Below are 25,215 nucleotides of genomic sequence, written 5' to 3'. Positions count from 1 at the left end.
CCGGCGGCATCTCAGACGGCCTTCCCCCACGCTTCCCCCATCATATCCACCAACGCCCGCACTTTGGGCGAGAGCTGTTTGCGGCTGGGGTACACCGCCATCACGGGCACGGGTTTGGGTTGGAAATCGGATAAAACGCTTTTCAGGCTGCCTGAATCGAGGGCGGTTTGCACCAGATAATGCGGCAGTTGCACGATGCCGAATGCGGACAGCGCGAGTTCCAGCAGGGCTTCGCCGTTGTCGGCGCTGAAGCGTCCGCAGCCCTGAAAGGCGGTTTCTTTGCCTTTTTGTTGAAAACGCCAGCGGCTGACGCGGCCGCCGTGTAGGAAATGCAGGCATTGGTGGCGTGCCAAATCGTCGGGGCTTTGCGGCGTGCCGTGTTGAACGAGGTAGCCGGGGGCGGCACAGGTGAGCATTTGCTGGCTGCCGACGGTGCGGGCGATCAGGCTGTCGCATTGGGGCGGATTGCCGTTGCGCAGGGCGAGATCGTAGCCGTCTGAAATCAGGTCGGCGTAGTCGTCGGTGAGCGAGAGTTCGATGCTGGTTTGCGGATAGCGGTGGAGAAAATCCGCCAACAGCGGCGGCAAGATGGTTTTGCCCAACACCAGCGGCGCGCTGATTTTCAGACGGCCTTGCGGCTCGATGCTGCGTTGGGCGAGGCATTGCTCGGCGTTTTCCAGCTCTTCCAACACGGCGGTGCAGCGCTCGTAAAACAGCCGCCCTTCGTCGGTGGGCGCAAGGTTGCGCGTATTGCGCTGCAAAAGGCGCACGTTCAACCGCGCTTCAAGGCGGGCGATGCGTTTACCGATGGTGGAACGCGTGAGCCCGAGTTGTTTGGCGGCGGCGGTAAACGAGCCGCTTTTTACGCTGGCGACAAAGGCGGTCATATCGTTGAGATTGTTGAGTTCCATAAATTTTTCTTGCGCAGATCGGGCATTTATGCCCGACAAATACAGGTAAATTTAAAAATGTCGGGCATCAATGCCCGACCTACATTTGGTATTTTCTTGCCCGAGATTAGGGAAGCACATTCCCGAATAAAACAAATATACTTCATCCCGTGCAAAAACTCATCACAAGGAGCAAAACAATGACTGCGCTGAAATTACCCGAACGCCTGCAAAACCATCGCGGTTTCGCCCGCACTTTCCAACCGGGCAAACTCACATTGGGCCTGATTGCGCCCTTCAAAGGCTATCCCGACAGCCCCGTGCCCGAAATGGACGACTTCGCCACCGTGATAAAAGCCGCCGACCAAAGCGGCATTGCCACGCTGTGGGTGCGCGATGTGCCGTTTTACGACCCGAGTTTTGGCGATGTCGCGCAGATTTACGACCCGTCGGTAACGCTGGGTTATCTCGCCGCGCTCACCCAAAACGTTGCGCTCGGCTCGGCGGGCTATGTGTCGCCGCTGCGCGAACCGGTGCTCACCGCCAAAGAAGCCGCGTCGGTGGAACAAATCAGCGGCGGCCGCTTCCTGCTCGGCTTGGCCAGCGGCGACCGCCCCACCGAATACCCCGCCTTTGCCTCCGATTTCAACAACCGCGCCGAACGCTACCGCGAAGCGTGGCAAATCATCCGCCGCCTGACGCAGGAAAAATTCCCCGCGTTCAATAGCGAACACTACGGCAGATTCAGCGGCAATTTGGACTTGGTGCCCAAACCCGCACACGGTTTGCCGATGCTCGCTATTGGCCGCGCCCGCCAAGAGCTGGAATGGATTGCCCGAGAAAGCGACGCATGGATTTGGTACGGCATCGCTCCCGAAAAACTGGGCGACATCGTCAACACGCTCAAAGAATTGGGCGACGGCGAAACCTGGAAACCCTTTGGCGTAGCGAATTTCGTCGAACTCTTGGAAGACCCGAACGCGCCCGCCGAGTTCTACAACAACATCTACCTGCGCGGCGGCGCCAAAAGCATCGTCGAGTTTTGGCAGAAACAGCAGGCCGACGGCGTGGCACACATTACCGTGAACTTAAAACCTACACGGCGCGGCGCGCTGGAAACCATTCAGGATTTCGCCGAAAACGTGATGCCGCATTTTGCGGTGTGAGATTTGGGGGTTTCAGGCAACCTGAAACGCCGTCTGAACGCCCCCTAGTCCTCCTTTATAAATGGAGGAGGGAACTTTTTAGGTTTTCAGGCTGCCTGAAATGCCGTCTGAAACCCTACGCGGCTTGGCAACGCTAGCGCGTGAAGCCGTAGCGCCTTATGCCAAAGCAGGTAAAGTGCGTTTTTATCAGAGTGGCGAAGAAGTCGTACCCGGAATGCGCTCGCGCCCCAGCCCCGGTCATACGCCTGGGCACAATGGCATCGAGTTCACTTCAAAAGGACAAACCATGCTGGTGTGGGGCGATTTGATGCACAACCACACACTGCAAATGCTTGATCCCGAAATCGCCATTGAGTTTGACAGCGACCCCAAACAGGCACGCGCCAGCCGCCAAGACGCGCTCAAAGATGCCGCCACACGTAAAATCTGGATAGCTGGCGCACATATGCCCTTCCCTAGCATCGGACACATCCGTGCCGAAAGCAACGGCGCTACACTTGGCTGCCGGTGGAATATACCCCGATCGAAATCGACGGCAAAGTGCAATAATTTAACAAAAACCGACCGCACTTTTCTTAGAGGAAGCCGTCAAATGACGGCTTTTTTGTGTTACGGCGATTTTTCTTTATAATACGAAAAATTTTTATGAATTAACAAAGGCAGGAATTATGGCAGTAGAAGCGACTGACGGCGATTTATTGCACGTGGTGGTGTTATTGGGGGCGGCGGTAGTTGCCGTGCCGTTATTTAAACGTTTAGGTCTAGGCTCGATTCTGGGTTATTTGGCTGCGGGGCTGGTTATCGGACCCTTCGGATTAAAGCTCATTACCGATTCCCACGCTATTTTGCATATTGCGGAATTCGGCGTGGTGATGTTTCTGTTTTTGATCGGGCTGGAAATGAAGCCGTCGCATTTATGGAAATTGCGTAATCAGATTTTCGGCTTGGGTACCCTGCAGGTGACGCTTTCCAGTCTGTTCCTTACCCTAATCGGGCTGGCTTACGGTTTTTCTTTAGCGATGTCGTTTATTTCGGCGGTAGGTTTTACACTCACCTCCACCGCAATGGTCATGCAGATTATGGACGAACGTCATGAAATCAGCACACCGCAAGGTCAGCGCATTGTCTCCATTTTGCTGTTTGAAGATTTGCTGATTGTGCCCATGCTGGCGATTGTAGCATTTCTAGCACCCGATAATCCCAATGCCGTTGCCGATGCCGTACCGCTATGGCAGAAAATCGGTGTTGCCGCGCTTTCTTTGGCAGCGTTGATTGCGACAGGTATTTGGCTGCTCAATCCGCTGTTTAAAATTCTGGCAAAATCCAAAGCACGCGAGGTGATGACTGCCGCCGCGCTGCTGGTGGTACTCGGTGCGGCTTATTTAATGGAGCTGGGCGGTCTGTCTATGGCGATGGGTGCGTTTCTGGCGGGAGTGCTGCTGTCGGAATCCGACTTCCGTTATCAGCTTGAAGCGGATATCGAACCGTTCCGAGGCCTTTTGCTCGGGCTATTTTTCTTAGCTGTCGGGATGTCGCTGGATGTGGCAACGGTGCTCAATAACTGGAAGGTAATTCTTTCCGCCACTGTACTGATGATTATCTTGAAATGCCTTGCCATTTATGGAGTGGCGCGTTTTGCCAAAGCAAGCCATCACACCGCGATACACCGCGCCGTACTGATGTCGCAGGGCGGTGAATTCGCCTTCGTATTACTCGCCTCCGCTGCCGTACAACGGGCGATTAATGCGGAAGTGCTAGCGAATATGACGGCAATCGTGGTGCTCTCCATGATTATGACACCCTTCAGCGTTATGCTGTTCGACCGCTGTTCCAAAGAACCCCGCGCAGCTGCGGCAGTGGACGATGTGGAAGAACATGCGGGCGAACTCAACGGCAACGTGCTGATTATCGGATTCGGGCGCATGGGGCAGGTGGTCAGCCAAATGCCGCTAGCCTACGGTGCCACCATTTCCATTCTGGACAACGATCCCGACACCATCAACGTCGCACGCGAATACGGTTTCAAAGTCTATTACGGCGAAGCCACCCGCGCCGACGTGCTGCATGCCTGCGGCGTAGAACACACCGACATCGTAGCGGTATGCGTGGACGACGGAGAAAGTGCGGTCAGAATTGTGGAAAATATTCATCATATCAACCCGAACGCCAAGGTGTTCGTGCGCGCCTGGGACAGACGCAATGCGCTGGCCCTAGTGAAAGCGGAAGCGGATTTCGTAGTGCGCGAAACCTTCTATTCTTCCATGAAAATGGGCGATGAAATCGTCAAGGCATTGGGTGCTAGCGTGCAGGAATTACGTGCCATACACGACAAAGTACGCGACGCCGACAAAGAACGCTTCGCTTTGGAAATTGCCGGCAAGGAATTTGAAGGGCGCAGATTACTATTGGGGAATATAAAGAAAAATTCGTAAAATAGACCGCACTTTTGTAGCTGCAAGCGATGGAATTTAAGCGAAAAATTGCAAAAATTCCACCGCACTTTTTACGCCCGTTCGGAACGCAGGCGGTGTTGGCGGATGTTTTTCAGCAGGCGGAACAGTTCCGCCCACGCGGAGCGTTTCGGCTGCGGGGTGTTGCCTGTGCCGATGAGCTTCATTTGATAAGCATACCAGCCCAGTTCGAGAAAGCCGCCGAGCTTGCGATCGATGAATCCCAAGCCTGTGCGGACGGCGGGCAATTCCGCTTTTGCCAATCCGCCCGATAACATCCGTTGCGGCAAATCGGGAATGAGTGCAAATAGTATTTCAGACGGCCTTTTAAGGTTTCTACATCTATATTTTAATCGGCGAACTGTTTTTTCATTCGTTCGCGTCGCTCTTGCGCTTCTACGGACAATGGCACAGCCTCTCCGATCCCGAACTCGAACACAGCCTCATCACCCGCATCGATTTCAACCTGTTTTGCTGTTTTGACGAGTTGAGCATCCCCGATTACAGCACCTTATGCCGCTACCGCAACTGGCTGGCGCAAGACAACACCCTGTCCGAACTGCTGGAACTGATTAACCGACAACTGACCGAAAAAGGCCTAAAAGTAGAGAAAGCATCCGCCGCCGTCATTGACGCCACCATTATTCAAACTGCCGGCAGCAAACAGCGTCAGGCCATAGAAGTTGATGAGGAAGGACACGTCAGCGGCCAAACCACACCGAGCAAAGATAAAGATGCCCGTTGGACAAAGAAAAACGATTTATACAAACTCGGTTACAAACAACATACCCGCACCGATGCGGAAGGCTATATTGAGAAACTGCACATCACCCCCGCCAATACCCATGAGTGCAACCACCTGTCACCTTTGCTGGAAGGGATAGCCGAAGGTACGACCGTCTATGCCGATAAAGGCTATGACAGTAAGGAAAACCGGCAACATCTGAAAGAACATCAGTTGTTGGACGGCATTATGCGCAAAGCCCACCGTAACCGTCCGCTGACGGAAGCACAAACCAAACGCAACCGATATTTGTCGAAGACCCGTTATGTGGTCGAACAAAGCTTCGGTACGCTGCACCGTAAATTCCGCTATGCCCGGGCAGCCTATTTCGGGTTGATTAAAGTGAGTGCGCAAAGCCATCTAAAGGCGATGTGTTTGAACCTGTTGAAAGCGGCTAACAGGCTAAGTGTGCCTGTTGCCGCCTAAAAGGCGGCCCGGATCCCTTATTTGTAGAAACTAGTAGCGTTGTTTACAGTATTTCCAGGAGAATACTGAAACATGAACATGCACAAAAACACCCGTCTCACCCCGCACCACCGCCAAGCCATTTGGCTGGCCTACACGCAGGGGAAGGAAAGCGTCACCTCCCCGGCACGCCACTACCAAGTCAGCCGCATCACTATTTACCGCGCACTTAAAGCCGCAAGAGGCAGACTGCTCAAACCCCAAACCAGTACCAACAACCGTTTCAAACAGGCAAAGTACGGAATGAAACGCCTGGCCAAGGTAGAACGCGGCATTCAGGAAAAACTCAAAAGGCAGGCCAAACGCTACAATAAATCCTACCCCGGAGAGCTGGTACATCTCGATACCAAACGGCTGCCGCTGCTCAAAGGGCAGAAAGCCACCGATAAGCGGGATTACCTGTTTGTTGCCATCAACGATTTCTCAAGGGAGCTATACGCCGCCATTTTGCCGGACAAAACTGCAGACAGTGCCGCCAAGTTTCTGACTGAACACCTGATTGATCCCTGCCCATACCTGATTGAGTGCGTTTACTCCGACAACGGTACGGAATATAAAGGCTCGGCCAACCATGCTTTCGGTGTAGCTTGTTATGAGAACGGGATTGGTCAAAAGTTTACCCGGGTTGCCCGTCCGCAGACCAACGGTAAGGCGGAACGGGTTATCCGCATCCTGATGGAGATGTGGCATGAGAAACAGTCGTTTGAGAGTCCGGAACACCGGCGAAAGGAGTTGTGCCGCTTTGTTAATTTCTATAACACTGTGAAGCCGCACCGCAGTTTGAACGGCGATACGCCGTTTGAGGTCTTGCAGGCTTATTTTTCTCAACCTGTGGTGTAAACAACGCAACGTTTTCCTACACAACAGGAGGGACAAGCAGTTTACGCTTACGCCTGTGCCGTTAAACGAGATCATTCATTTCATGCGGGACACTTGGCGGTATTGCTGATGCAAAAAGGACGGATTGAAAACCCGTCCTTTTGTTTTGCCGACTGTTTTTCAGGCAGCCTGCACTACTCAAGGCTACCTGAAAATTCATCTCTAAAATAAAAGCTCATTCATTCAATGCTGTCAATCTCGCCCGAACTTTTGCAGCCGCATCTTCCGTGCTGTTGCCGACAATAACGTTTTGCTTGTCGTCGAAATACTGAACGGCAGGGAGGTCGCGCAGGAAGCTGTCAATATCTTGTTCGGTCAGGAAACGGCCGTGCATATCCCAGCCGACATTGAGGGCACGCCCTTTGACGGCGGCCATGCGGTCGTGCAGATGGCCGTAGAGGTGGTATAGGCCGTGGTGGATGCCGTCCCATTCGTATAAGGGATAGTGGCACAAAATCGCGGTATTGCCGATTTCGGGCAGTTTGAGCCGCAGGTAATGGCTGGCGGACGAGAGCAACGGATGGCCGTCGGCTTTGCGCGTGTTGAGGAAATGTGCTTCGTTTTGCCGAATCAGGTAGTCGTGGTTGCCGTAAATCAAATGGTGTTGCCCGTTAAGCCGTTGCAGCACGGCTTCGATGTGTGCGGGATTTTTGGCAAAGCAGACATCGCCGAGGTTGTACACAGTGTCTTGCGGGGTAACGACGCGGTTCCAGCAGTCGATCAGGTATTCGTTCAACTCGTCGGCGTTATCGCTTTGCAGGCGAAATTGCGGGCAGTATCGGGCGATGTTGGGATGGGAGAAGTGCCAGTCGGCTGTGAAATAGGTTTGAGGCATGGGATACTCGGTTTCTGGTCATCTGACAATGAAAAATAAGGTGCAGGCTGCTTTAGAGGTCGTCTGAAACGGAGTTGGGGCGATAAAAAGCAGCCTGCACTTTTTTTGCCCGCCTATCTGCCGGTCAATACCAACCGTTGGCAGAAGGCTTCCCAATCGGCAAGGGGCACAACGCGTTTGCCGTCTGCTAACCGGTGCACATCGGAAGCGCAGGCGGTGTGCCAATAGGTGTAAAACGGTAGTTTGGCGATGTCGGCTTCCGGTACGGCAGGGGCATTGTCTTGTCCTGGCGTATGCACAATCGGCAGGCCGAAATAGCTGTATTGGCCATCTGCGGCTTTGTCGCCTGTGTGGCCGGTTTGGCCGCGGTGTCTGCCGGTACGAACAAACCGTCGGCAGAATGCGTTCCAATCGTGCAGAAACACGGCGGCTTGTCCGTCTATCAGGCTTTGGGCCGAACCGATGCTGCTGTCCCGCCAAAACAGGTAGAACGGCAATTCGGCGATGTGGCGTTCCATGACGACCGGACAATCGCCCTGTCCTGCCGGCTGCATCACCGGAACGCCGAAACAGGCGGTTTCAGGCAAGGTATGTGCAGGCTGCATGAAGGCGTTTTGCAGGATAACGGCCGCTTCGGCAGGGTCGATACCCAAACAGTCGATGGCAGGCTGCAAGGTTGCAGGCAGGTCGCAAAAGCAACCTGCACCTTCCGGCAGGCAATATACCGAGTTGTGCGTATGAGCCAGCGGTGCCGCCCATAGGGTAACGGGCGAGGTGCGGATTCGGCTGCCTGCGGTAAAACGTCCCGAACCATCTTGGACGACTGTGCCGTACACCACGGCATACTCGGATTTACCGGGCGTGTGGTAGCACGTGAATGTCCAGTCGGTGAGCATGCAGGGGGATAGGGTGCTGTCGTGGGGATGTTCGGATGAGATGGGGGTGTTGGGCATGGTTCATTCCTGAAATGGCGGGGTTTAGACAGCCACAGTCATTGCGAGGTATGCAGATTGCCTGAAATTTCGCGTTACACTTCAATCGCGCTCCTGTTCCGATAACCAGTTTGGACAATTATTTTTGGAATACCTTTGGGATTAATGATCATGCAGCAGTCTTAAATTTTTGCATACATGGCCGCGTGCTTGTCTCCGGCAAGACGTGAGCGAAGCTGAGCGAATCCATATTGTTAACAAAATTAAGATTTAGTGGAGGCTGCTGCAAGCTGCGGTGCGGGCTTGAGCGGAAAGTAGTTCAGTATAATAGTGTTTGACGCGCCATTAAACTGCTGTATCTCTCTGCCCGGAAGAAGTAGATGTTGACGAAAATTGTCTTCTACTCTACCCATCAAGAAGTTTAATAGGTGTGAAGAGATTGTCTGAAAATTGATTTTCAGACGATCTTTTGTAGAGACTACTATATTGACATCCTCCCCTTGCTAAAGCAAGGAGATTCCTACGGCGGTTAGTGATGTTCTACCAACTCGCTTCGGTGGGTTCGTGCTGCTGACAACCTGACTGCATTGTTCACTTCACACGCGCTACGGACACGTCCTGCCCTGATTTTTGTTTTTCAGGCAGCCTGAATGGCTTGCCCACGTTTTAACACATTGATTGCACCAACAACATCGGCATTGTTTTGATAGCCACACTCTACGCATTCAAAATTCGCCTGCGTTTGGCGGTTGTCTTTTGTCGTATGTCCGCAACTAGGACAACATCGGCTGGTATTTTGTGGCGGAACAGCAAACAAAAACCCACCATTCCAAGCCAATTTATGCGCTAACTGTCGCCTAAATTCCGCCCAAGACTGGTCTAAAATCGCCCGATTTAAGCCTGATTTCTGTTTCACATTTTTGCCATGTTGTTCAGCATTACCTTTTGCCGATTTAGACATATTCGCCACTTGCAAATCTTCAACGTACACAATCGCGTGGTTTTTGCTGATTTGGCTGCTGATTTGATGCAAGTAGTTTTTACGGATATTGCTGATTTTATGGTGCAATTTGGCAATTTTGGCTTTTAACTTTTGCCAATTTTTAGAAAATTTGGTCTTGTTTTTGAAACGTTTTTGTAGTTTAGCTAATTTGCCTTTTAGGTTCTTAAATGCGTTAATCGGTTCAAAATATTCGCCGTTGGACAAAGTAGCAAAACGAACGATGCCCATATCAATACCGATTTCTCCGCCGTTGGGTTTTGGCGTTTCCGTCTCAAATTCTGTTTGAATGGAAACATACCACTTACCGCATTTTTGGCTGACGGTTACATTTTTCAGGCTGCCTGAAATAGCTCGGCTATTGCGATAACGCACCCAACCTATTTTTGGTAAATAGATACGATTATTTTGTTGTTCCAATTTGCAGCCTTGCGGAAAGCGAAAACTGTCTTTTTCACCCTTGCGTTTAAATTTTGGAAAGTCCGAACGTTTGGCGAAAAAGTTTTTGAAACTGGCTTCTAAATCTTTCAAAGATTGCTGCAAAACCTGACTGTGGCAATCTTTTAGCCAAACTAGCTCACGTTTCCATTCAGGCAGCAAATTCGCAATTTTGGCGTAACTGAATTTGAAAGAGTTATCTTTTTGATATTGTTCATTTTGATACGCCAAAGCGCGATTGAATACGAAACGCGAACAGCCGCAAAATTGTTTCATTTTGCGGACTTGTGCGCCGTTGGGTATTAATTCAAATTTGAACGCTTTGAGTATTTGCATGGTTTCGTAGATAATGGAATTTTTGATTATTCTACACTTGGTCTATGGAAAAAGAAACCGATTTAAGATGTGGTAGACACGTTGTTTTTAACTTACATGTTCATTTAGTCTTTGTCGCAAAATATCGCCGAAAAGTGTTCACAAAAGAAATTTTAGACGATATGCGACAAATTTTTGAAAGCGTTTGCACCGATTTTGAGGCACAACTAGTGGAATTTGACGGTGAAAATGACCATGTTCATTTGCTTGTAAACTATCCACCCAAAGTGTCTATTTCAAAACTCGTGAACAGCCTGAAAGGTGTATCTAGTCGTATGATTAGGCAAAAAAATTATCCCAGTATTCGTGAGAAACTTTGGGGTGGTGCGTTGTGGTCGCCGTCTTATTTTGCAGGTAGTTGTGGCGGTGCACCTATTTCCATTATTCGGCAATATATTGAGCAGCAAAATACGCCTGACTGAAATTGAACGTTTTTAGGACTGCTTCGCAGTCCTCGCCTGATATCTCCGCCGTAAACGGCGAAGTTTTACGGCGCATTCGGATAAATTACCTACGTTGACGGTTAACAGCAATAAGAGGCTTATTTAAAGTAACTTGGGTCATACCATGCATATATGCATTATATTGCCATACAATAAATTGCTGTTTATATCGCTCATTAATTTCTTCCAAACGTTGTACCTGAGCTTTTAAATTCTTAACTTGCTTTTGCAGATAATCCATTGTTACATTCGGTTCTGGGTTAGCTTTTGCTTTTTCTTTAAGTATATGTTTTTGTTTGCTAAATGCCCCTTGTATATCTGAATAATTAGCTAGGGATTGTCTTTCAATACTTTTAACATTTAATAATTCTGAAACTTTGTGGCAAAGTAATTCCCAAGTTAATTTACCTTCCCAGGTCTTAATTAACATGATAATGTCTTCTAAACGTTCTTCTGTAACAAGAATTTTGGGCATATTATAACTCCATTAGTCTATACAAATCATTGTCTAATTTAGCTGTATCTGGTTCTAGAATGTCTATATCCATTCCTTTTTCCTGTAAAGCTAATTTAACTGGGGAAGGGTCATACTCATCAGGAATTCGTAATAATGATCCATTTGGAATTTCCCGATTTTCTAAAAATGCAATTTTGGTTTTTATATGTGTTAATCTCCATCCCAAATTACTTATCCACCGATCTGCACCAAAAACACCTAATTTATGGTGCTCTCTCGCTTTATTAAATTGTTCTGTAAGTTGAATTTCTCTAAGCTTTAATATTTCTAAAGATGATTCTAATCCTTTAATACAAACGAGTTCTTTACATGTTTCACAATCCCCATGGCGAGAGCATGGCGACATTGCATAATCATGTTCACAAATGCCTATTTCCGTTATAGTTGCAATTCCAATTCTATTTTTTCCTAAGTCTTCATAGGTTACTGGAAGATTTAAATGAATTTTATCTAAAAGTGAAGCATATTCGGGAATAAGTAAATTCCGAACTGCTTCACTTTTTTCTTCTTCTGTCCTGTGATCATAAGCCTTATTATCTGCAATTCTAGCCCTCCCTGCCCAGTTCGCTAAAGTTAATTCATCCATTCCACCTCTCTCAGCTTTTGTACTTAACCAATGCCTTGCATTGTGTGATAGCAATCTAACAAACTCTCCTTTCGAAGTAGTTATACAATGCTTTTCCCATAATGATGTTTTAGGGCGTGTATCAGAATAGCAGAATCTATCATTAATAAGATTTACTGTTGGTAATATAAAAGAAAATTTTTTAGGGAGAAAATTATCATGAAATTCATTTTCTCTGAATAATAATAAGGCTTCAGAAGCTTTAACGTTTTTATTTTTATCAATATATGGCCAGTAATTGAATTTTGAGGTATATTTTTCGTATAAGTATTTCCCTAAAACATTGGGAGTTATAACACCACTATTTTCTTTCATTAACTTTTCAAACCACTTAGTTTTAATCCCATGCTTTCCATTAATTTCTAAAACCTTACCTATTTCTATTTCAGTTAAAGGTTTTTGAGGTAAATAATGGGATACTTGCATACCTTGATCTGGTGATATCATTACCGTGTTCGGATTTTCTTCCGCAAACTTTGCTGCTTTTCTTGCTAAAGCTCCTATATCTGTTAAACGTTTGACTGCTTCAATAATCACATCTTGCATGCTACTAGGAACCCATTTCAAACCCTCTTTTCCATTTTTTGCAGGTATCCATCGAATACCTAATTGCTTATTTCCTAGGCTATCTTCTTCCCATTCTAAGCAATTAACAGATAAAGACATCAACTCAGAACAACGAGATGGAGCAACCATAAGTAGAGCCATAACTGCTGTATAATACTCAGTTTCTTTATCTAAATTTGGTGCATCATGAAAGAGTTTGGCTACCAACATCATTTCTTCATCTGTTGGCATTTTACTTGAACGGTATTCTTTTCCTCTTTCATCAAGCAATATCGTTAAATCTCTAGGACGTTTATATGGGTTATTCCATAAAGACAAATTTGGAGTAATACCATTTTCACGACAAAAATCAAATAACTTCTCAAGTTGATATCCTAATTTATTGACTGATTCAGTATCTTTTTTATATTTTTTCAATACAAGGGTTTCAACTTCATTAATGACTAAATTATCGAGTTGTAATATATCGCAATTGTCTTTTACATTGTATAAAGCCATTTCAACCATACGTAATGACTCAAGATGCCGTGATAATTGACGAACTGGTTGCTGAGAGTAAACATAACGAATGTATGCTTTAGCAAAATCAATAAATGGTTCAGATAACGGCTCATATTGATAGGATGTAGATTTAACCCTATCTGTGGAAAAACGAACTTGGATGTTGTGAAGATTAAAGGTATCTCTCCATTGATTATTGTCCCAACAATCACTTCCGAAAGCTGTAAGTTTGTTTCTACAGAAAGTGATAAAATTTTCTAAACTGGATTTTGGATTCTCATGTACTTGGAAAAAAATTGTATTATTCATAATTAATGAGCCTCCATATTTTTTTTCATTTCATTACACGCTTGAACAACATATTCAACAGCCAATATAATACGATCCTTAGAAGATGCATAATCTATACTTTTAGTTCTTCTTAAACGTTCTTCTTTCTCTTTATACAGTTTATTTAATATTTGTTGATGTGGACCATCAACCAAAGGTCTAAATTTAGGACATAAATAACAAGTCTCATAACCAGTTATACAAAAATCATTCGTCCCACATGCGCCTATAGTATCTACTCCGTTATTAGTTATTAAAGATGTTGGATCAAATCCTCTCTCACTTTCATTCAAATTAGAAATAATTCTGCCAACGAATGCTTGGGCTAGTTTTCCCATTTCAGCACCCATAACGCGATCAATATATTGCACTGTATCCGCTGTATTTTCAGTATAGACTTTCACATTTTGTGTATCTGAGTGATCTAGTAGTTCTGCTATAATCGCTGCACCAACTCCTTTTCTCCCTAGGTTAGTCCCCCTTGTATGACGAAAACGTCTTGCATTAACATGAATAATTTCACCTGTTCGCTCTGAAACAGCTTTTTGATGTATACAGAATTTTCGTAATACATTTAGTTCTAATGAAGAGCTCGAGTAATGAAAAATATCTAATTCTAATAATGAAAGATCAAAATTCCTATTTTTTATATTATTCTTCAGAAAACGCCAATCAATAAACATTGGTAATTTCATTTTATAATCTGATATAAATGTTTCATCAACCAGGCTAAGCAATTTTTTATACTGATATTCTAAAAAGTTTAAGAGAACTAAATACAAGTCCTCTGTAATAGCAATCTTTTTAAATGTTTTTCTAAATAACCCACCTCTCTTTTTAGCACTAGGTATATTTAGGAAATAATTCCATGTTCCTTGAGAAGCTTCTTTTTTCAAGTCTTCAAATTTTAAATGTCGTATTTGAATAGGTCTTCTTGCAGTAGCTTGAAGTAAGTGGATATATGTATATGTTTCAAATGAAATAAGATCTTCTTTCCAAAGTCTAGCCAGCTCTGTCATTAAAGCTAAAATTTCATTTTCAGTAAATGCTCCCGTATAAGGGCATCTCATTATTACCGATTTACCTTTATCATTTCCACTCAAAGTAAAGCTTTCTAGTAGAGATGCAACAGCTTTATCAACTCCATAATAACCATACTCGTACCACGAGAGCAAAAAACCTTTTAATGAACCTAAATGCCATTCACGTTCTTTTCCTAAGTTGGTTTTCCAATTTAATAGCGTATAAGTATCAATGGTTTTTAGTTGCGTATTAACTACTAATTCATGAAATCTATTGTACATATTAATAGTATGGTAGCTAGAGTATTTTTCAGCATAGATAGCTAATGTTTTTCTAAAGCTATTTAATGTTTTTTTATCTATATTCAATACAGCTTGAGAGAAATTTAGTTTAATATCTTTACTTATACGCCAAGAGTTTTCATTTTCATAAAACGCATATCCATCTCTTGATTGTCTAAGAATTTTCTTCTGGCTCATAATTGTCAACTTTTTTTTGAAACTCAGTTTGAAGTTCTAATAGTATTTTATTAGCTTTTTCTCGAATATAACGTTGATTATAAACATCTCCAGATTTTTCTGATACATGTCCCATAAGGTGTTGCCTCATTTTTGCTTCTTTTTCTGGTGAAATAAAATCTTTATGGTAAAAATCATTACTTACATTCTGATTGTTTTTATCTATTTTTTTTGAAAAATCTAAGTTCCACTCATGACGAAAAATGTGTGGATGAATAACAGAAAATTTTGGATCAACTTTTTTCATTGTTGGCACAATAACATTATCAAATGAACTTGTACTAATAGGATTCCCTTGAGTTTTCCCTTTCCGATGAGTTACGAACAAATATGGATGTTTATTTGCATTTGGAATTTTAGAACGGTAATTCATAATGTAATCATCAATGAGTTGAGCTATTTTCTGTGAAATAGGAAGACGTCTCTCTTTAGTTTTACTTACAGCCTGTGTTTTTCTTGAATCAAATTTATCGTCATGAGTTCGTCTTATTAAAATAAATGGTTTAGTTGTTCCTATCTCGATAAATGGAATCTGGATTGATAAAAGCTCTCCACGTCTTATCCCTAGTTCTTTTAATAATATAAACATCAGGTAATTTCTTTTTTTGATACCTATATTTTGGAATGGATTATTAGGGTTAGAATAATTAGCAATAGACATAAATTCATCTAACAATCCATTAGATAAATCTTCATTTACTCTTACAGTAAAATTTTTATGATTTTTAGGTTTTGAAGCTTTAATTAATAAAAGCAAATTAGCTAACTTTTCTTGGTATTCACTAGAAACTCTAATTACTTTAGATAAGAATAAAATATATTCTGAAAGCACTGTTAGCCTATTGTACTGATGATTTAAAGAAACAGATGGAAAAATTTTAATAAATTGAGTTTGTACTTTTTTTATAATTTTTCTTTTCGTACAATTAGTTTTTTTTTGTTTTACTGCATTCAGCTTCATATGCCTGATAAGAGTCTCTAATTCACTTTCAGTAGGAACTATTTCTTTTTGAAGCATTTCGCTAATGATTAATTTATTATTCTGTTCCCAATCCATTAGCCACTGTATAACCCCTAATTTATTCCTAATCGTATTTACAGCACAGTGATACCGCAGTTCTACTGTAACCCATAACGTCGAATAGAAATCAGGTATCCCTGTTTCTTTGTTAACCAAAAGGGGAAAACGTTCTCCATTTTGGAAAAGGACCGTCTCCAATTTATACATGATGCTTAAATTTGCAAAATTAATATATATAAATACTAACGAATTCAATGCAATCTGTAAAGATTAATGTAAAAAAATAGAAGCCCTGTTTTAAAGGGCTTCTCTTGGTGCTTTTGAATTATATTTTACATATTCTTCTTATATGTAACTCAGAACGGAATATCGTCGTCGATGTCCTCGACAGGGGCTGCCGGTGCGGCGGGAGCTTGGCGGCGGGGGGCGGCAGGGGGTTCTTGGTTTTGCGGGGCGGCTTGGTATTGTTGCTGCGGCGCTTGTTGTTGGTAGCCGCCTTGGCTGTAACCGCCGTCGTCGTAAGGTGCGCCGCCGCTGTTGTCGTTGCGGCCGCCGAGCATTTTCATTTCATTGGCGATAATGTCGTATGCGGTGCGTTCGATGCCGTCTTTGCCTTGGTATTTACGGCTTTGGATGCGGCCTTCCAGATATACTTGGCTGCCTTTTTTCAGATATTGTCCGGCGATTTCGGCGAGACGGCGGTACATGGTGATGTTGTGCCACTCGGTGCGTTCTACGCGCTGGCCGTTGCGGTCGTTCCAGGTTTCGCTGGTGGCGACGCTGAAATTGCAGACGGCTTCGCCGTTGGGCATATAGCGGACTTCGGGGTCGCGACCGAGACGGCCGATAAGGATGACTTTGTTCAATGACATTTTTTAAACTCCTGTGATGATGTTTTCGGCGGCCTCTTGGTCAAATCCTTTTTGCAACGCCTTGATGTAAATGGTTTGTTTGTCTGCGCTGAAGGTAATGCTTTCGACGCCTTCGACTTGGGACAATGCTTGGTAGAGCGAATCGTGTTTTTCCTGCCATGCGGGGCTGACGGGATAGCTGAGGTTTTTGACGGGTTTGGGCGCGGGGGCGAGTATGGCGATGACCAGCCACAACAGCATCAATACGCTGCAAAAGGTGAAAACGCCTGCAAAGCCGTATTGTTGAAACAGCCATCCGCCGCTTGCGCCGCCCACAAACAGCCCGACGGACTGCATGGTATTGTAAACGCCCATCGCCGTGCCTTTCAAATCGGCCGGTGCAATCTTAGACACCATGGACGGCAGGCTGGCTTCCAATACGTTGAAGCCGATAAAGTAAACAACCAGATAGGCGGTAATCAGCCAAATCGAGTGCATGCCGAACAATAAGCCGATTTGCGCCGCTGCGATGCAGGCGATGCCGAGGATGAAGACTTGCTTGAGCTTGTTGCGGGTTTCGCCGATGATGATGAGGGGGATCATAATCACCAGCCCTGCGATGGTCGAGGGCAGATAGACTTTCCAATGCTGGATTTTTTCCAAACCGAGCTGCGTCATGGCAAAAGGCAGGGCGGTAAACAACGCCATTTGTGCGGCGTGCAGCGCGAAAATGCCGAAATCCAAGTTGAGAAGCTGGCGGTCTCGGAGGACTTCGCCCATGCGAGAGGGCTGCGCCTGTGTGTCTTCGTGCAGCTTTGATACTTCGGGATCAGGAGTCATCCAAGCGACAACGCCTATGCTGATGACGGTCAGGATGCCGGTCAGCATAAACAATCCGGGAACGCCGATAATATCGGCAATCATCGGGGCGACCACAAGGCTGACGGAAAAGGTCAAACCTATGCTCAAACCTATCATCGCCATTGCGCGGGTACGCACGCCGTCTCGGGTCAAGTCGGCAAGCAGCGCGGTCACTGCGGCGCTAACTGCGCCCGCCCCTTGAATGGCGCGCGCGGCAACCAGCATGGGCAATGAGTTGGCGGCAGCGGCGAGAAAACTACCGGCGGCAAAGACAATCAGTCCGACATAAATGGTTTTTTTGCGTCCGAATTTATCGGAGGCGATGCCCAAAGGCAGTTGCAGCAAAGCCTGAGTCAGTCCGTAGATACCCATTGCCAGACCGACCAAGGTTTTGTTGTTTTCCGCGCCGGGCAACGAGGCGGCATATAAGGACAAAACGGGGAGAACCAAGAACATCCCCAACATACGCAGTGCGTAAACGCCGGAGAGGGTGGTGCTGGCACGCCATTCGTGCGGGAACATTTGGATGCGGGTGTCTTTTGCCATAAACGGTTTTTCAGACGACCCGGTAGAATTTTGAGGTCGTCTGAAATTTTAAAATTATCAGATGTGCGGATTATACAGGATTCAAAAGGGTTTGCATTTGCACGGACCGCAGCCGTTTATACCCCGCGGTCAGCCCCATTGCCAGCGGTTGCGCCATGCGCCCAAGACGGCGTTGGGGTATTTGTTGCTGCCCAGGCTGCCGTTGAATCGCGCCAAAGCGCGGACGATGTTGCCTTTTTCGATATTGTTGTAGTGGCGCAGGATGGTGCAGCCGTAGCGCAGGTTGGTGCGGATGTCGAACAGGTTGTGCGAAGGTTTGCCGATATAGTTTTTCCAAAACGGCATGACCTGCATCAGCCCGCGCGCGCCCACGCCGCTGATGGCGTATTGGCGGAACGCACTTTCGACTTCGATCAAACCCAAAATCACTTGGGTATTCAGCCCCGCGCGGCTGCTTTCGTATTGGATGTTGACCAGCAGGCGGCGGCGTTCGGCAGCATCGGGAACGTAGCGGGCAAGGCGGGAGGACATCGCCGCCAGCCAGCGTTCGCCTTCGCTTGGATCGGCGAACACGAGGCGCGGCGGGTTGACATTGTTGATGGAGCTGCGCATAACCGAAGCGACATCGTCGGCAAGCGTTTCTTCGCGTTGCGCGCCGGCGAGTGCGGCGGCAGGGCTGAGCAGCAATGCGCCGCCAGCCAGTAAAAAGCGGCGGCGGGACGGGGATTCGGGCGTGAGGATCAGGTTTTCCGTTTTCATGTGTACTGTCATTCGTTTTAGTCGGTTTAAAGGTCGTCTGAAAACCCTATTTTTTGTTTTCAGACGACCTTTTGACGTTTGCAAAACGGGTATTATAAGAATATCTCCGTGCGGAATCAAAGGTGGCGTACATCATTGATGAGCAGATTGACTTGAAACAGACAATGCGTGATACATCAATACGGTGCAATATTGCGGCGGTTTAAAGTTGATCTGCGATATTGTCAATCAACGGCGGGACAGAGTAACATTAGAGCTTCGTTTATCCACCGGTATTTCTTCATGACCACTACGCCCACCAACGTCCTGGCATCAGTCGATTTAGGTTCCAACAGCTTCCGCCTCCAAGTTTGCGAAAACAACAACGGACAACTGAAAGTCATCGATTCCTTCAAACAAATGGTGCGTTTTGCCGCCGGTTTGGACGAACATAAAAACCTCGACGAAGCATCCCAAGAGCGCGCCTTGGACTGTTTGGCAAAATTCGGCGAACGGCTGCGCGGATTCAAGCCCGAACAAGTGCGCGTCGTGGCAACCAACACCTTCCGCGTAGCAAAAAATATCGCCCAATTCCTACCGAAAGCCGAAGCCGCACTGGGCTTCCCCATCGAAATCATCGCAGGCCGTGAAGAAGCCCGCCTCATTTACACCGGCGTCGTCCACACCCTGCCGCCCAACGGCGACAAAATGCTCGTCATCGACATCGGTGGCGGCTCGACCGAATTCGTCATCGGCTCCGACCTCCAGCCGCTCGCTACCGAAAGTCTGCCCTTAGGCTGCGTCACTTACAGCCTGCGTTTTTTCCAAAACAAAATCACCGCCAAAGACTTCCAAGCCGCTATCTCCGCCGCACGCAACGAAATCCAGCGCATCAGCAAACTCATGAAGCGTACAGGTTGGGATTTCGCCATCGGCACCTCCGGCTCCGCCAAATCCATCCGCGACCTCATCGCCGCCGAGCTGCCCCAAGAAGCCGACATTACCTACAAAGGCATGCGCTACCTCGCCGACCGTATTATTGAAGCCGGTTCCGTCAAAAAAGCCAAATTTGAAAGCCTCAAGCCCGAACGTGTGGAAGTGTTTGCCGGCGGATTGGCCGTCATGATGGCCGCGTTTGAAGAACTCGAACTCACCAAAATGACCGTTACCGAAGCCGCCTTGCGCGACGGCGTGTTCTACGATCTGATTGGACGCGGTTTGAACGAAGATATGCGCGATCAGACGACCGCCGAGTTCCAAAACCGCTACCACGTCAGCCTCAACCAAGCCAAACGCGTCGCCGAAACCGCGCAAGCCTTTATGGACAGCCTGTGCCACGCAAAAAACGTAACCGTCCAAGACCTTGCCCAATGGCAACAATACCTCGGCTGGGCAGGCAGACTGCACGAAATCGGACTTGACATCGCCCACACCGGCTACCACAAACACTCCGCCTACATCCTCGAAAACGCCGATATGCCCGGTTTCTCCCGCAAAGAGCAAACCATACTCGCGCAACTGGTCATCGGACACCGCGGCGACATGAAAAAAATGGCAGACATCGTCGGCAGCAGCGAAATGCTTTGGTACGCCGTCCTTTCCCTGCGCCTTGCTGCACTTTTCTGCCGCGCCCGCCTGCCTTTGGATCTGCCACCGCAAACCCAACTGCGCGCCGACGAAACCGGCAAGGGCTTCATTCTGCGCATCAGCCAAAACTGGCTCGAACAACACCCCCTAATCGCCGCCGCGCTCGACTACGAAAGCGCGCAATGGCAAAAGATCGATATGCCTTTCAATGTGCAGCCCCAATAGGGTTAAAATGGCAAAAAGGTCGTCTGAAAATCCGTTTCAGCATTCTCTATGAACGTTGAAACAGGTTTTCAGACGACCTTTTGTGTATTTAGTATTCGGGCATTTACAAGGCCTGCTGTTCGGCAAGCCTTGACTCATCTGCGGGCCGTTATGACCTTTCGCCCAAAATCATCGAGCCTATGCCCGCATCGGTGAAAATTTCCAGTAAAAGCGCGTTGGGCAGGCGGCCGTCGATGATGTGGGTGGCTTTGACGCCGTTGCTTGCCGCTTCGACGGCGGAGCTGATTTTGGGCAACATACCGCCGTAGAGCGTGCCGTCTGCGATTAATTCACCGATACGGCTTGGGGTCAGGTTGGTCAGCAGGTTGCCTTCTTTGTCCATCACACCGGCGATATTGGTCATCATCAGCAGTTTTTCCGCGTTTAGCTCTTCCGCCAGTTTGCCTGCGACCAAATCCGCGTTGATGTTGAACGCTTCGCCTTTCTCGCCGACGCCGATGGGCGCGACGACGGGGATGCAGCCGCGTTCAATCAATCCTTCAATCAGGCGAACGTCTATGCTTTCGACCGTACCGACTTGTCCGATGTCCACGCCTGCCTGTTCGGGCGTATCGACCAGCAGTTTTTTCGCTTTGATGAAGTGGTTGTCGCGTCCAGTTACGCCGACCGCGCGTCCGCCCTGCAAATTAATCAGCGAGACGATTTCTTTATTCACATGGCCGCCCAACACCATTTCTACGATGTCCATCGTTTCGCCGTCGGTCACGCGCATGCCTTGCACGAATTCGCCTTTTTTACCGATTTTTTCCAACATTTCATTAATTTGCGGGCCGCCGCCGTGGACGATGACGGGATGGATGCCCACCAGTTTGAGCAAAACGACATCGCGGGCGAAGCCCTCTTTCAAAGCAGGCTCGGTCATGGCGTTGCCGCCGTATTTGATGACGATGACGGAGCCGGAAAAACGGCGGATATACGGCAGGGCTTCGGCTAAAATGCGCGCTTTATCGGCTGCTGAAATGGAGTGGGATTCGCTCATAATCGTGTCTCATTATTAACAATTTAATCATTATAGCGGATTACCTTTGAATCAGTAAAAATCAGCTTCGCAACTGTTTGCTGCCTCGCCGTCTTGTCCTGATTTAAAGTGAATCTGCCCTATCTTAACGTCAAAGGTCGTCTGAAACAACATTCCCCGCCCCTTATCGGTTGAGAACGCGCCCGTCGGAATGGTAGAATCAACGGATTCGGGCATATCGGTTTGACGTCGCCGACGGATACGGTTATCGCCCACACATTTTTTCAAACAACGGTTATCCGGTTCGCCCGATATACCGAGGACTTTCCCATGATTAAAATCAGCACTCAATTTGATGCCGGCTCCGTCGTCGTCAAAGACCTGACCGACCCTGCCAATATCCGCCTCGCCCTGCGTCCGGACAACGCTTCCGATTTCGCCCAATGGTTTTACTTCCGCCTGCAAGGTGCGGCCTACCAGAATTGCGTGATGCACTTTGAAAACGCGGCGGATTCGGCTTATCCGCAAGGCTGGGAAGATTATCAGGCGTGCGCCTCTTACGACCGTCAAAATTGGTTCCGCGTCCCGACCGAATACGAAAACGGCGTGCTGACCATCAACCATACGCCGCTCTCCAACAGCGTTTACTACGCCTATTTCGAGCCTTACTCCCACGAGCAGCATTTAAACCTCTTGGGCGACGCGCAAGGCAGCGGGCTTTGCCGCATCGACGACTTGGGCAGCACGGTGCAAGGCCGCGACATCAATCTGCTGACCATCGGCAACCAAGTCGAAAGCGACATGAAAATCTGGATTATCGCCCGCCAACACCCGGGCGAAACGATGGCGGAATGGTTTATCGAAGGGCTGCTCGGCCGCCTGCTCGATCCGCAAGACCCGACCGCGCGCACCCTGCTCGACCGCGCCACTTTCTACATCGTGCCGAACATGAACCCCGACGGCTCGGTATTGGGCAACCTGCGCACCAATGCTGCCGGCGCAAACCTCAACCGCGAATGGGAAAACCCGACTTTGGAAAAAAGCCCGGAAGTCTTCCTCGTGCGCGAAAAAATGCTGGAAACCGGCGTGGATTTGTTCCTAGACATTCACGGCGACGAAGGGCTGCCGTTTGTCTTTGTCGCCGGTACGGAAGGCGTGCCGAACTACAATCCGCGCATTGCCGCGTTGGAAACTCAGTTCAAAACCGCCCTGCTCTCCGCCAGCCCCGACTTCCAAGACGAATACGGCTATGAAAAAGATGCGCCCGGTCAGGCAAACATGACGCTCGCGACCAACTGGGTGGGCAATCATTTCGACTGCCTCGCCTATACGCTCGAAATGCCGTTTAAAGACAACGCCAACCTGCCCGACGATGACTTCGGCTGGAACGGCCAACGCTCCCTGCGTTTGGGCGAAGCCATGTTGTCGGCTGTTTTGAACGTTGTCGATGATTTACGATAATTATTTTTCCCTATCACACAAAAGGTCGTCTGAAAATCCCAATCGGCATTTTTAGACGACCTTTGTCGGGCTAAAACACATAAACCGCCCTTCCCATAAGGAACACACATCATGATGATACATCCGCAGTTTGACCCCATTGCAATCAGTATCGGACCAGTCGCCATCCGCTGGTATGCCCTCAGCTATATCGTCGGCTTTATGCTCTTCCTATGGCTGGGCCGCCGCCGCATCAAACAAGGCAACACCGCCTTTACCCAAGAAATGCTCGACGACTTCCTGACTTGGGGCGTGTTGGGCGTCATCCTCGGCGGACGGCTCGGCTATATCCTGTTTTACAAATTCTCATACTACCTCGACCATCCGCTTGAAATGCTCAAAGTTTGGGAAGGCGGCATGTCGTTCCACGGCGGCTTCTTGGGCGTCGTCATTGCCATGTGGCTGTTCAGCCGCAAACACAAAATCAGTACCTTGAAAACCATGGATTTCGTCGCACCGCTCGTTCCGCTGGGTTTGGCTTCCGGCCGTATCGGCAACTTCATCAACGGCGAACTCTGGGGCCGCATTACCGACATCAACGCCTTTTGGGCAATGGGCTTCCCGCAAGCGCACGCAGAAGACCTCAACGCCGCCGTGCGTAACCCGCTTTGGGCGGAATGGATGCAGCAATACCACGTCCTGCCGCGCCACCCTTCGCAACTCTACCAATTCGCCCTTGAAGGCATCTGCCTCTTCATCGTCGTATGGATTTTCTCCAAAAAACCGCGTCCGACCGGACAAGTCGCCTCCCTCTTCCTCGGCGGCTACGGCTTCTTCCGCTTCATCGCCGAATATGCCCGCCAGCCCGACGACTATCTCGGCCTGCTCACCTTGGGCTTGTCGATGGGACAATGGTTAAGCGTTCCGATGATTGTTTTGGGTGCCATCGGTTTTGTTTGGTTCGGTAAGAAAAATCGCCTGAACTGATGCCCAAAGGTCGTCTGAAAACCCAAACGGGACGCGATAACCAGCGTTCCGTTATCACGTCAGCTATTCCAAACCGGCACGATTTGCGATTCATCAAACCGAATCGCAAAAAATCTTAAATCCGACTTGGTTTATCCGCCGCCCGATGGTATCGTGGTACACCTTTCCATCTTTTTTAAAGAGAGCCCAAAATGTCAGAAGAAAACAAAATCAAAGTCAACGACCTGCCCGAAGACAAAAAAGAACAGTCTGAAGAAGTCGAGTTGCCCGTAGTCAACAACGAAGAAAAACGCGGCGGACACAGCGAAGGCGGTTGCTGCGGCGCATGCGGCGGTTGATTCCGTTTTGAAAAACAAAGGTCGTCTGAAAACCTGAAACATGGTTTTCAGACGACCTTTTTATCGGACAAGGGATGATGACGATAAGGGAGTCCCATCCAAACCCGTCATACTTTCAAATAAGGATTACGAACGAGCCAGTAAATGTTTGCTCATTTGAGGGCCATTGTTGTCTTCAAATTTAATCAGGCTTGCTTTGACATGATAGCCCAATACCTTCGCAATAATTCCGCTCGTGGACTTTCTCAGTATGCGGTTGTAGCGTTCTGCGGAGCGGTTGTAAGCACGGCGCGCGGAAACAACGTCGTTTTCAGCTGCATCCAGCATTTCAAGCTGGCTTTTCAACCCTTCGTCGGGTCGTTGTTTTAAGTTTTTTTCCAAAGCTTCCTGCAAGCTTCGGAGCAATTTGTTTAATTCTGCTTCCGCATTGCACAGGCGGGAAAGCGATTCCGGGGAAAAAGATTTGGATGCCTGGCTCAATACCGCTTCTGCATCGCTACAAGCGGACAACAAACCTTTATCCATATCGTCACCTTCGCGCCCCAGGTAGATTTTTGACGCATCTAAAACATGCCTGACTGCCTGATGCCTACACGCCAAAGCGATACGCAATGCAACGAAAGATTCTTGGTAATCTTTTTTACAACGGCTGAGTTTTTGCTTGAAATTAATCAACAGAAAGCCCAATATCACGGCGATGAAAATAAGACTAATGATTCCCATAATGCTCATCCTTGATTATTTATTGAAGTAATGTGTTGAGTATTTTGCAGATTTTTAAAAAAACAATAGTCAATTTGCAAATTTGATTTAGTTTGATGGCATTATAACCCAAATAGATTTTTTTGCCCATAAGTCATAAAAA

At 47.8% G+C, this 25,215-nt stretch carries 23 protein-coding genes and 1 pseudogene; 9 read left to right on the top strand and 15 right to left on the bottom strand.

Going from position 1 to position 25,215, the window contains the following annotated elements; all coding sequences use genetic code 11:
* Positions 1–11: 11 nt before the first annotated feature.
* Positions 12–911, bottom strand: a complete 900-nt coding sequence (locus NM96_03655) for a LysR family transcriptional regulator (GenBank protein ID AVR78557.1) — start codon at positions 909–911, stop codon at positions 12–14.
* Between the two features lie 179 nt (positions 912–1,090).
* Here NM96_03655 and NM96_03650 point away from each other — a divergent pair, with 179 nt between their 5' ends.
* The 3 genes and pseudogenes from NM96_03650 to NM96_03640 all read left to right on the top strand — a co-directional run bounded on the left by NM96_03650 (position 1,091) and on the right by NM96_03640 (position 4,488).
* Positions 1,091–2,056, top strand: a complete 966-nt coding sequence (locus NM96_03650) for a TIGR03571 family LLM class oxidoreductase (GenBank protein ID AVR78556.1) — start codon at positions 1,091–1,093, stop codon at positions 2,054–2,056.
* Between the two features lie 97 nt (positions 2,057–2,153).
* Positions 2,154–2,605, top strand: a pseudogene (locus NM96_03645) (MBL fold metallo-hydrolase).
* Between the two features lie 119 nt (positions 2,606–2,724).
* The gene (locus NM96_03640) at positions 2,725–4,488 is read left to right on the top strand and encodes a potassium transporter (GenBank protein ID AVR78555.1); all 1,764 of its coding nucleotides are present in this window, start codon (positions 2,725–2,727) and stop codon (positions 4,486–4,488) included.
* Positions 4,489–4,559: 71 nt separating this feature from the next.
* Here NM96_03640 and NM96_03635 read toward each other — a convergent pair whose 3' ends face one another.
* Positions 4,560–4,769: a hypothetical protein gene (locus NM96_03635; GenBank protein ID AVR78554.1), complete on the bottom strand. Its 210-nt coding sequence runs from the start codon at positions 4,767–4,769 to the stop codon at positions 4,560–4,562.
* A gap of 83 nt (positions 4,770–4,852) precedes the next feature.
* Here NM96_03635 and NM96_03630 point away from each other — a divergent pair, with 83 nt between their 5' ends.
* Entirely contained in the window at positions 4,853–5,716 is an 864-nt protein-coding gene (locus NM96_03630) for an IS5 family transposase (GenBank protein AVR78553.1), read from the top strand.
* 72 nt (positions 5,717–5,788) lie between these two features.
* Positions 5,789–6,595: an IS481 family transposase gene (locus NM96_03625; protein AVR78552.1), complete on the top strand. Its 807-nt coding sequence runs from the start codon at positions 5,789–5,791 to the stop codon at positions 6,593–6,595.
* 214 nt (positions 6,596–6,809) lie between these two features.
* Here NM96_03625 and NM96_03620 read toward each other — a convergent pair whose 3' ends face one another.
* From NM96_03620 to NM96_03610, 3 genes are all read right to left on the bottom strand, one after another.
* Positions 6,810–7,469: a phosphoesterase gene (locus NM96_03620; protein ID AVR78551.1), complete on the bottom strand. Its 660-nt coding sequence runs from the start codon at positions 7,467–7,469 to the stop codon at positions 6,810–6,812.
* A 113-nt stretch (positions 7,470–7,582) separates the two neighbouring features.
* Positions 7,583–8,365, bottom strand: a complete 783-nt coding sequence (locus tag NM96_03615) for a hypothetical protein (GenBank protein ID AVR80260.1) — start codon at positions 8,363–8,365, stop codon at positions 7,583–7,585.
* 673 nt (positions 8,366–9,038) lie between these two features.
* Entirely contained in the window at positions 9,039–10,175 is a 1,137-nt protein-coding gene (locus NM96_03610) for a transposase (GenBank protein ID AVR78550.1), read from the bottom strand.
* Between the two features lie 44 nt (positions 10,176–10,219).
* Here NM96_03610 and NM96_03605 point away from each other — a divergent pair, with 44 nt between their 5' ends.
* Positions 10,220–10,636: an IS200/IS605 family transposase gene (locus tag NM96_03605; protein AVR78549.1), complete on the top strand. Its 417-nt coding sequence runs from the start codon at positions 10,220–10,222 to the stop codon at positions 10,634–10,636.
* Between the two features lie 85 nt (positions 10,637–10,721).
* Here the strand turns inward: NM96_03605 and NM96_03600 are convergent, their stop codons facing one another.
* The 7 genes from NM96_03600 to NM96_03570 form a co-directional block, all read right to left on the bottom strand.
* The gene (locus tag NM96_03600) at positions 10,722–11,132 is read right to left on the bottom strand and encodes a hypothetical protein (protein ID AVR78548.1); all 411 of its coding nucleotides are present in this window, start codon (positions 11,130–11,132) and stop codon (positions 10,722–10,724) included.
* A gap of 1 nt (position 11,133) precedes the next feature.
* Positions 11,134–13,176 (bottom strand): integrase, encoded by a 2,043-nt coding sequence (locus NM96_03595; protein ID AVR78547.1) that lies wholly within the window; start codon positions 13,174–13,176, stop codon positions 11,134–11,136.
* Between the two features lie 2 nt (positions 13,177–13,178).
* Positions 13,179–14,501, bottom strand: coding sequence for a site-specific integrase (locus tag NM96_03590; protein AVR80259.1), 1,323 nt, complete (start codon positions 14,499–14,501; stop codon positions 13,179–13,181).
* Positions 14,502–14,676: 175 nt separating this feature from the next.
* Positions 14,677–15,966, bottom strand: coding sequence for a site-specific integrase (locus tag NM96_03585; GenBank protein AVR78546.1), 1,290 nt, complete (start codon positions 15,964–15,966; stop codon positions 14,677–14,679).
* 149 nt (positions 15,967–16,115) lie between these two features.
* Positions 16,116–16,631 carry a single-stranded DNA-binding protein gene (locus tag NM96_03580; GenBank protein ID AVR78545.1) on the bottom strand — a complete coding sequence of 172 codons (516 nt, stop codon included), beginning with the start codon at positions 16,629–16,631 and terminating at the stop codon, positions 16,116–16,118.
* A gap of 3 nt (positions 16,632–16,634) precedes the next feature.
* Complete coding sequence (locus NM96_03575; protein AVR78544.1) at positions 16,635–18,017, bottom strand: MFS transporter; 1,383 nt, start codon at positions 18,015–18,017, stop codon at positions 16,635–16,637.
* 129 nt (positions 18,018–18,146) lie between these two features.
* Positions 18,147–18,776 (bottom strand): transglycosylase, encoded by a 630-nt coding sequence (locus NM96_03570; GenBank protein ID AVR80258.1) that lies wholly within the window; start codon positions 18,774–18,776, stop codon positions 18,147–18,149.
* A gap of 282 nt (positions 18,777–19,058) precedes the next feature.
* Here NM96_03570 and ppx point away from each other — a divergent pair, with 282 nt between their 5' ends.
* On the top strand, positions 19,059–20,567 hold the full coding sequence (gene ppx, locus NM96_03565) for an exopolyphosphatase (protein AVR78543.1): 1,509 nt from the start codon (positions 19,059–19,061) through the stop codon (positions 20,565–20,567).
* A 148-nt stretch (positions 20,568–20,715) separates the two neighbouring features.
* Here the strand turns inward: ppx and argB are convergent, their stop codons facing one another.
* Positions 20,716–21,606, bottom strand: coding sequence for an acetylglutamate kinase (gene argB, locus NM96_03560; protein ID AVR78542.1), 891 nt, complete (start codon positions 21,604–21,606; stop codon positions 20,716–20,718).
* A 51-nt stretch (positions 21,607–21,657) separates the two neighbouring features.
* Positions 21,658–21,822: a pseudouridine synthase gene (locus tag NM96_03555; protein AVR78541.1), complete on the bottom strand. Its 165-nt coding sequence runs from the start codon at positions 21,820–21,822 to the stop codon at positions 21,658–21,660.
* Between the two features lie 93 nt (positions 21,823–21,915).
* On the opposite strand from NM96_03555, the gene NM96_03550 reads away from it, so the two are divergent.
* Both NM96_03550 and NM96_03545 read left to right on the top strand, forming a co-directional pair.
* Entirely contained in the window at positions 21,916–23,046 is a 1,131-nt protein-coding gene (locus tag NM96_03550) for a hypothetical protein (GenBank protein ID AVR78540.1), read from the top strand.
* Between the two features lie 111 nt (positions 23,047–23,157).
* The gene (locus NM96_03545; protein ID AVR78539.1) at positions 23,158–24,012 is read left to right on the top strand and encodes a prolipoprotein diacylglyceryl transferase; all 855 of its coding nucleotides are present in this window, start codon (positions 23,158–23,160) and stop codon (positions 24,010–24,012) included.
* Positions 24,013–24,476: 464 nt separating this feature from the next.
* Here the strand turns inward: NM96_03545 and NM96_03540 are convergent, their stop codons facing one another.
* Positions 24,477–25,073: a hypothetical protein gene (locus tag NM96_03540; protein AVR78538.1), complete on the bottom strand. Its 597-nt coding sequence runs from the start codon at positions 25,071–25,073 to the stop codon at positions 24,477–24,479.
* Between the last annotated feature and the right edge of the window lie 142 nt (positions 25,074–25,215).

Origin of the sequence: Neisseria mucosa, assembly GCA_003028315.1 — a bacterium.
Taxonomy (GTDB): domain Bacteria; phylum Pseudomonadota; class Gammaproteobacteria; order Burkholderiales; family Neisseriaceae; genus Neisseria; species Neisseria mucosa.
Note: the sequence above shows the minus strand (reverse complement) of the source record. Positions and strands in the feature narration are given on the sequence as shown.

Coding starts and splice junctions, on each gene's coding strand:
- NM96_03655 (AVR78557.1), bottom strand. CDS start 911: ATGGAACTCAACAATCTCAACGATATGACCGCCTTTGTCGCCAGCGTA.
- NM96_03650 (AVR78556.1), top strand. CDS start 1,091: ATGACTGCGCTGAAATTACCCGAACGCCTGCAAAACCATCGCGGTTTC.
- NM96_03640 (AVR78555.1), top strand. CDS start 2,725: ATGGCAGTAGAAGCGACTGACGGCGATTTATTGCACGTGGTGGTGTTA.
- NM96_03625 (AVR78552.1), top strand. CDS start 5,789: ATGAACATGCACAAAAACACCCGTCTCACCCCGCACCACCGCCAAGCC.
- NM96_03620 (AVR78551.1), bottom strand. CDS start 7,469: ATGCCTCAAACCTATTTCACAGCCGACTGGCACTTCTCCCATCCCAAC.
- NM96_03615 (AVR80260.1), bottom strand. CDS start 8,365: ATGCTCACCGACTGGACATTCACGTGCTACCACACGCCCGGTAAATCC.
- NM96_03610 (AVR78550.1), bottom strand. CDS start 10,175: ATGCAAATACTCAAAGCGTTCAAATTTGAATTAATACCCAACGGCGCA.
- NM96_03605 (AVR78549.1), top strand. CDS start 10,220: ATGGAAAAAGAAACCGATTTAAGATGTGGTAGACACGTTGTTTTTAAC.
- NM96_03600 (AVR78548.1), bottom strand. CDS start 11,132: ATGCCCAAAATTCTTGTTACAGAAGAACGTTTAGAAGACATTATCATG.
- NM96_03595 (AVR78547.1), bottom strand. CDS start 13,176: ATGAATAATACAATTTTTTTCCAAGTACATGAGAATCCAAAATCCAGT.
- NM96_03590 (AVR80259.1), bottom strand. CDS start 14,501: ATGTACAATAGATTTCATGAATTAGTAGTTAATACGCAACTAAAAACC.
- NM96_03585 (AVR78546.1), bottom strand. CDS start 15,966: ATGTATAAATTGGAGACGGTCCTTTTCCAAAATGGAGAACGTTTTCCC.
- NM96_03580 (AVR78545.1), bottom strand. CDS start 16,631: ATGTCATTGAACAAAGTCATCCTTATCGGCCGTCTCGGTCGCGACCCC.
- NM96_03575 (AVR78544.1), bottom strand. CDS start 18,017: ATGGCAAAAGACACCCGCATCCAAATGTTCCCGCACGAATGGCGTGCC.
- NM96_03570 (AVR80258.1), bottom strand. CDS start 18,776: ATGAAAACGGAAAACCTGATCCTCACGCCCGAATCCCCGTCCCGCCGC.
- ppx (AVR78543.1), top strand. CDS start 19,059: ATGACCACTACGCCCACCAACGTCCTGGCATCAGTCGATTTAGGTTCC.
- argB (AVR78542.1), bottom strand. CDS start 21,606: ATGAGCGAATCCCACTCCATTTCAGCAGCCGATAAAGCGCGCATTTTA.
- NM96_03555 (AVR78541.1), bottom strand. CDS start 21,822: ATGCCCGAATCCGTTGATTCTACCATTCCGACGGGCGCGTTCTCAACC.
- NM96_03550 (AVR78540.1), top strand. CDS start 21,916: ATGATTAAAATCAGCACTCAATTTGATGCCGGCTCCGTCGTCGTCAAA.
- NM96_03545 (AVR78539.1), top strand. CDS start 23,158: ATGATGATACATCCGCAGTTTGACCCCATTGCAATCAGTATCGGACCA.
- NM96_03540 (AVR78538.1), bottom strand. CDS start 25,073: ATGGGAATCATTAGTCTTATTTTCATCGCCGTGATATTGGGCTTTCTG.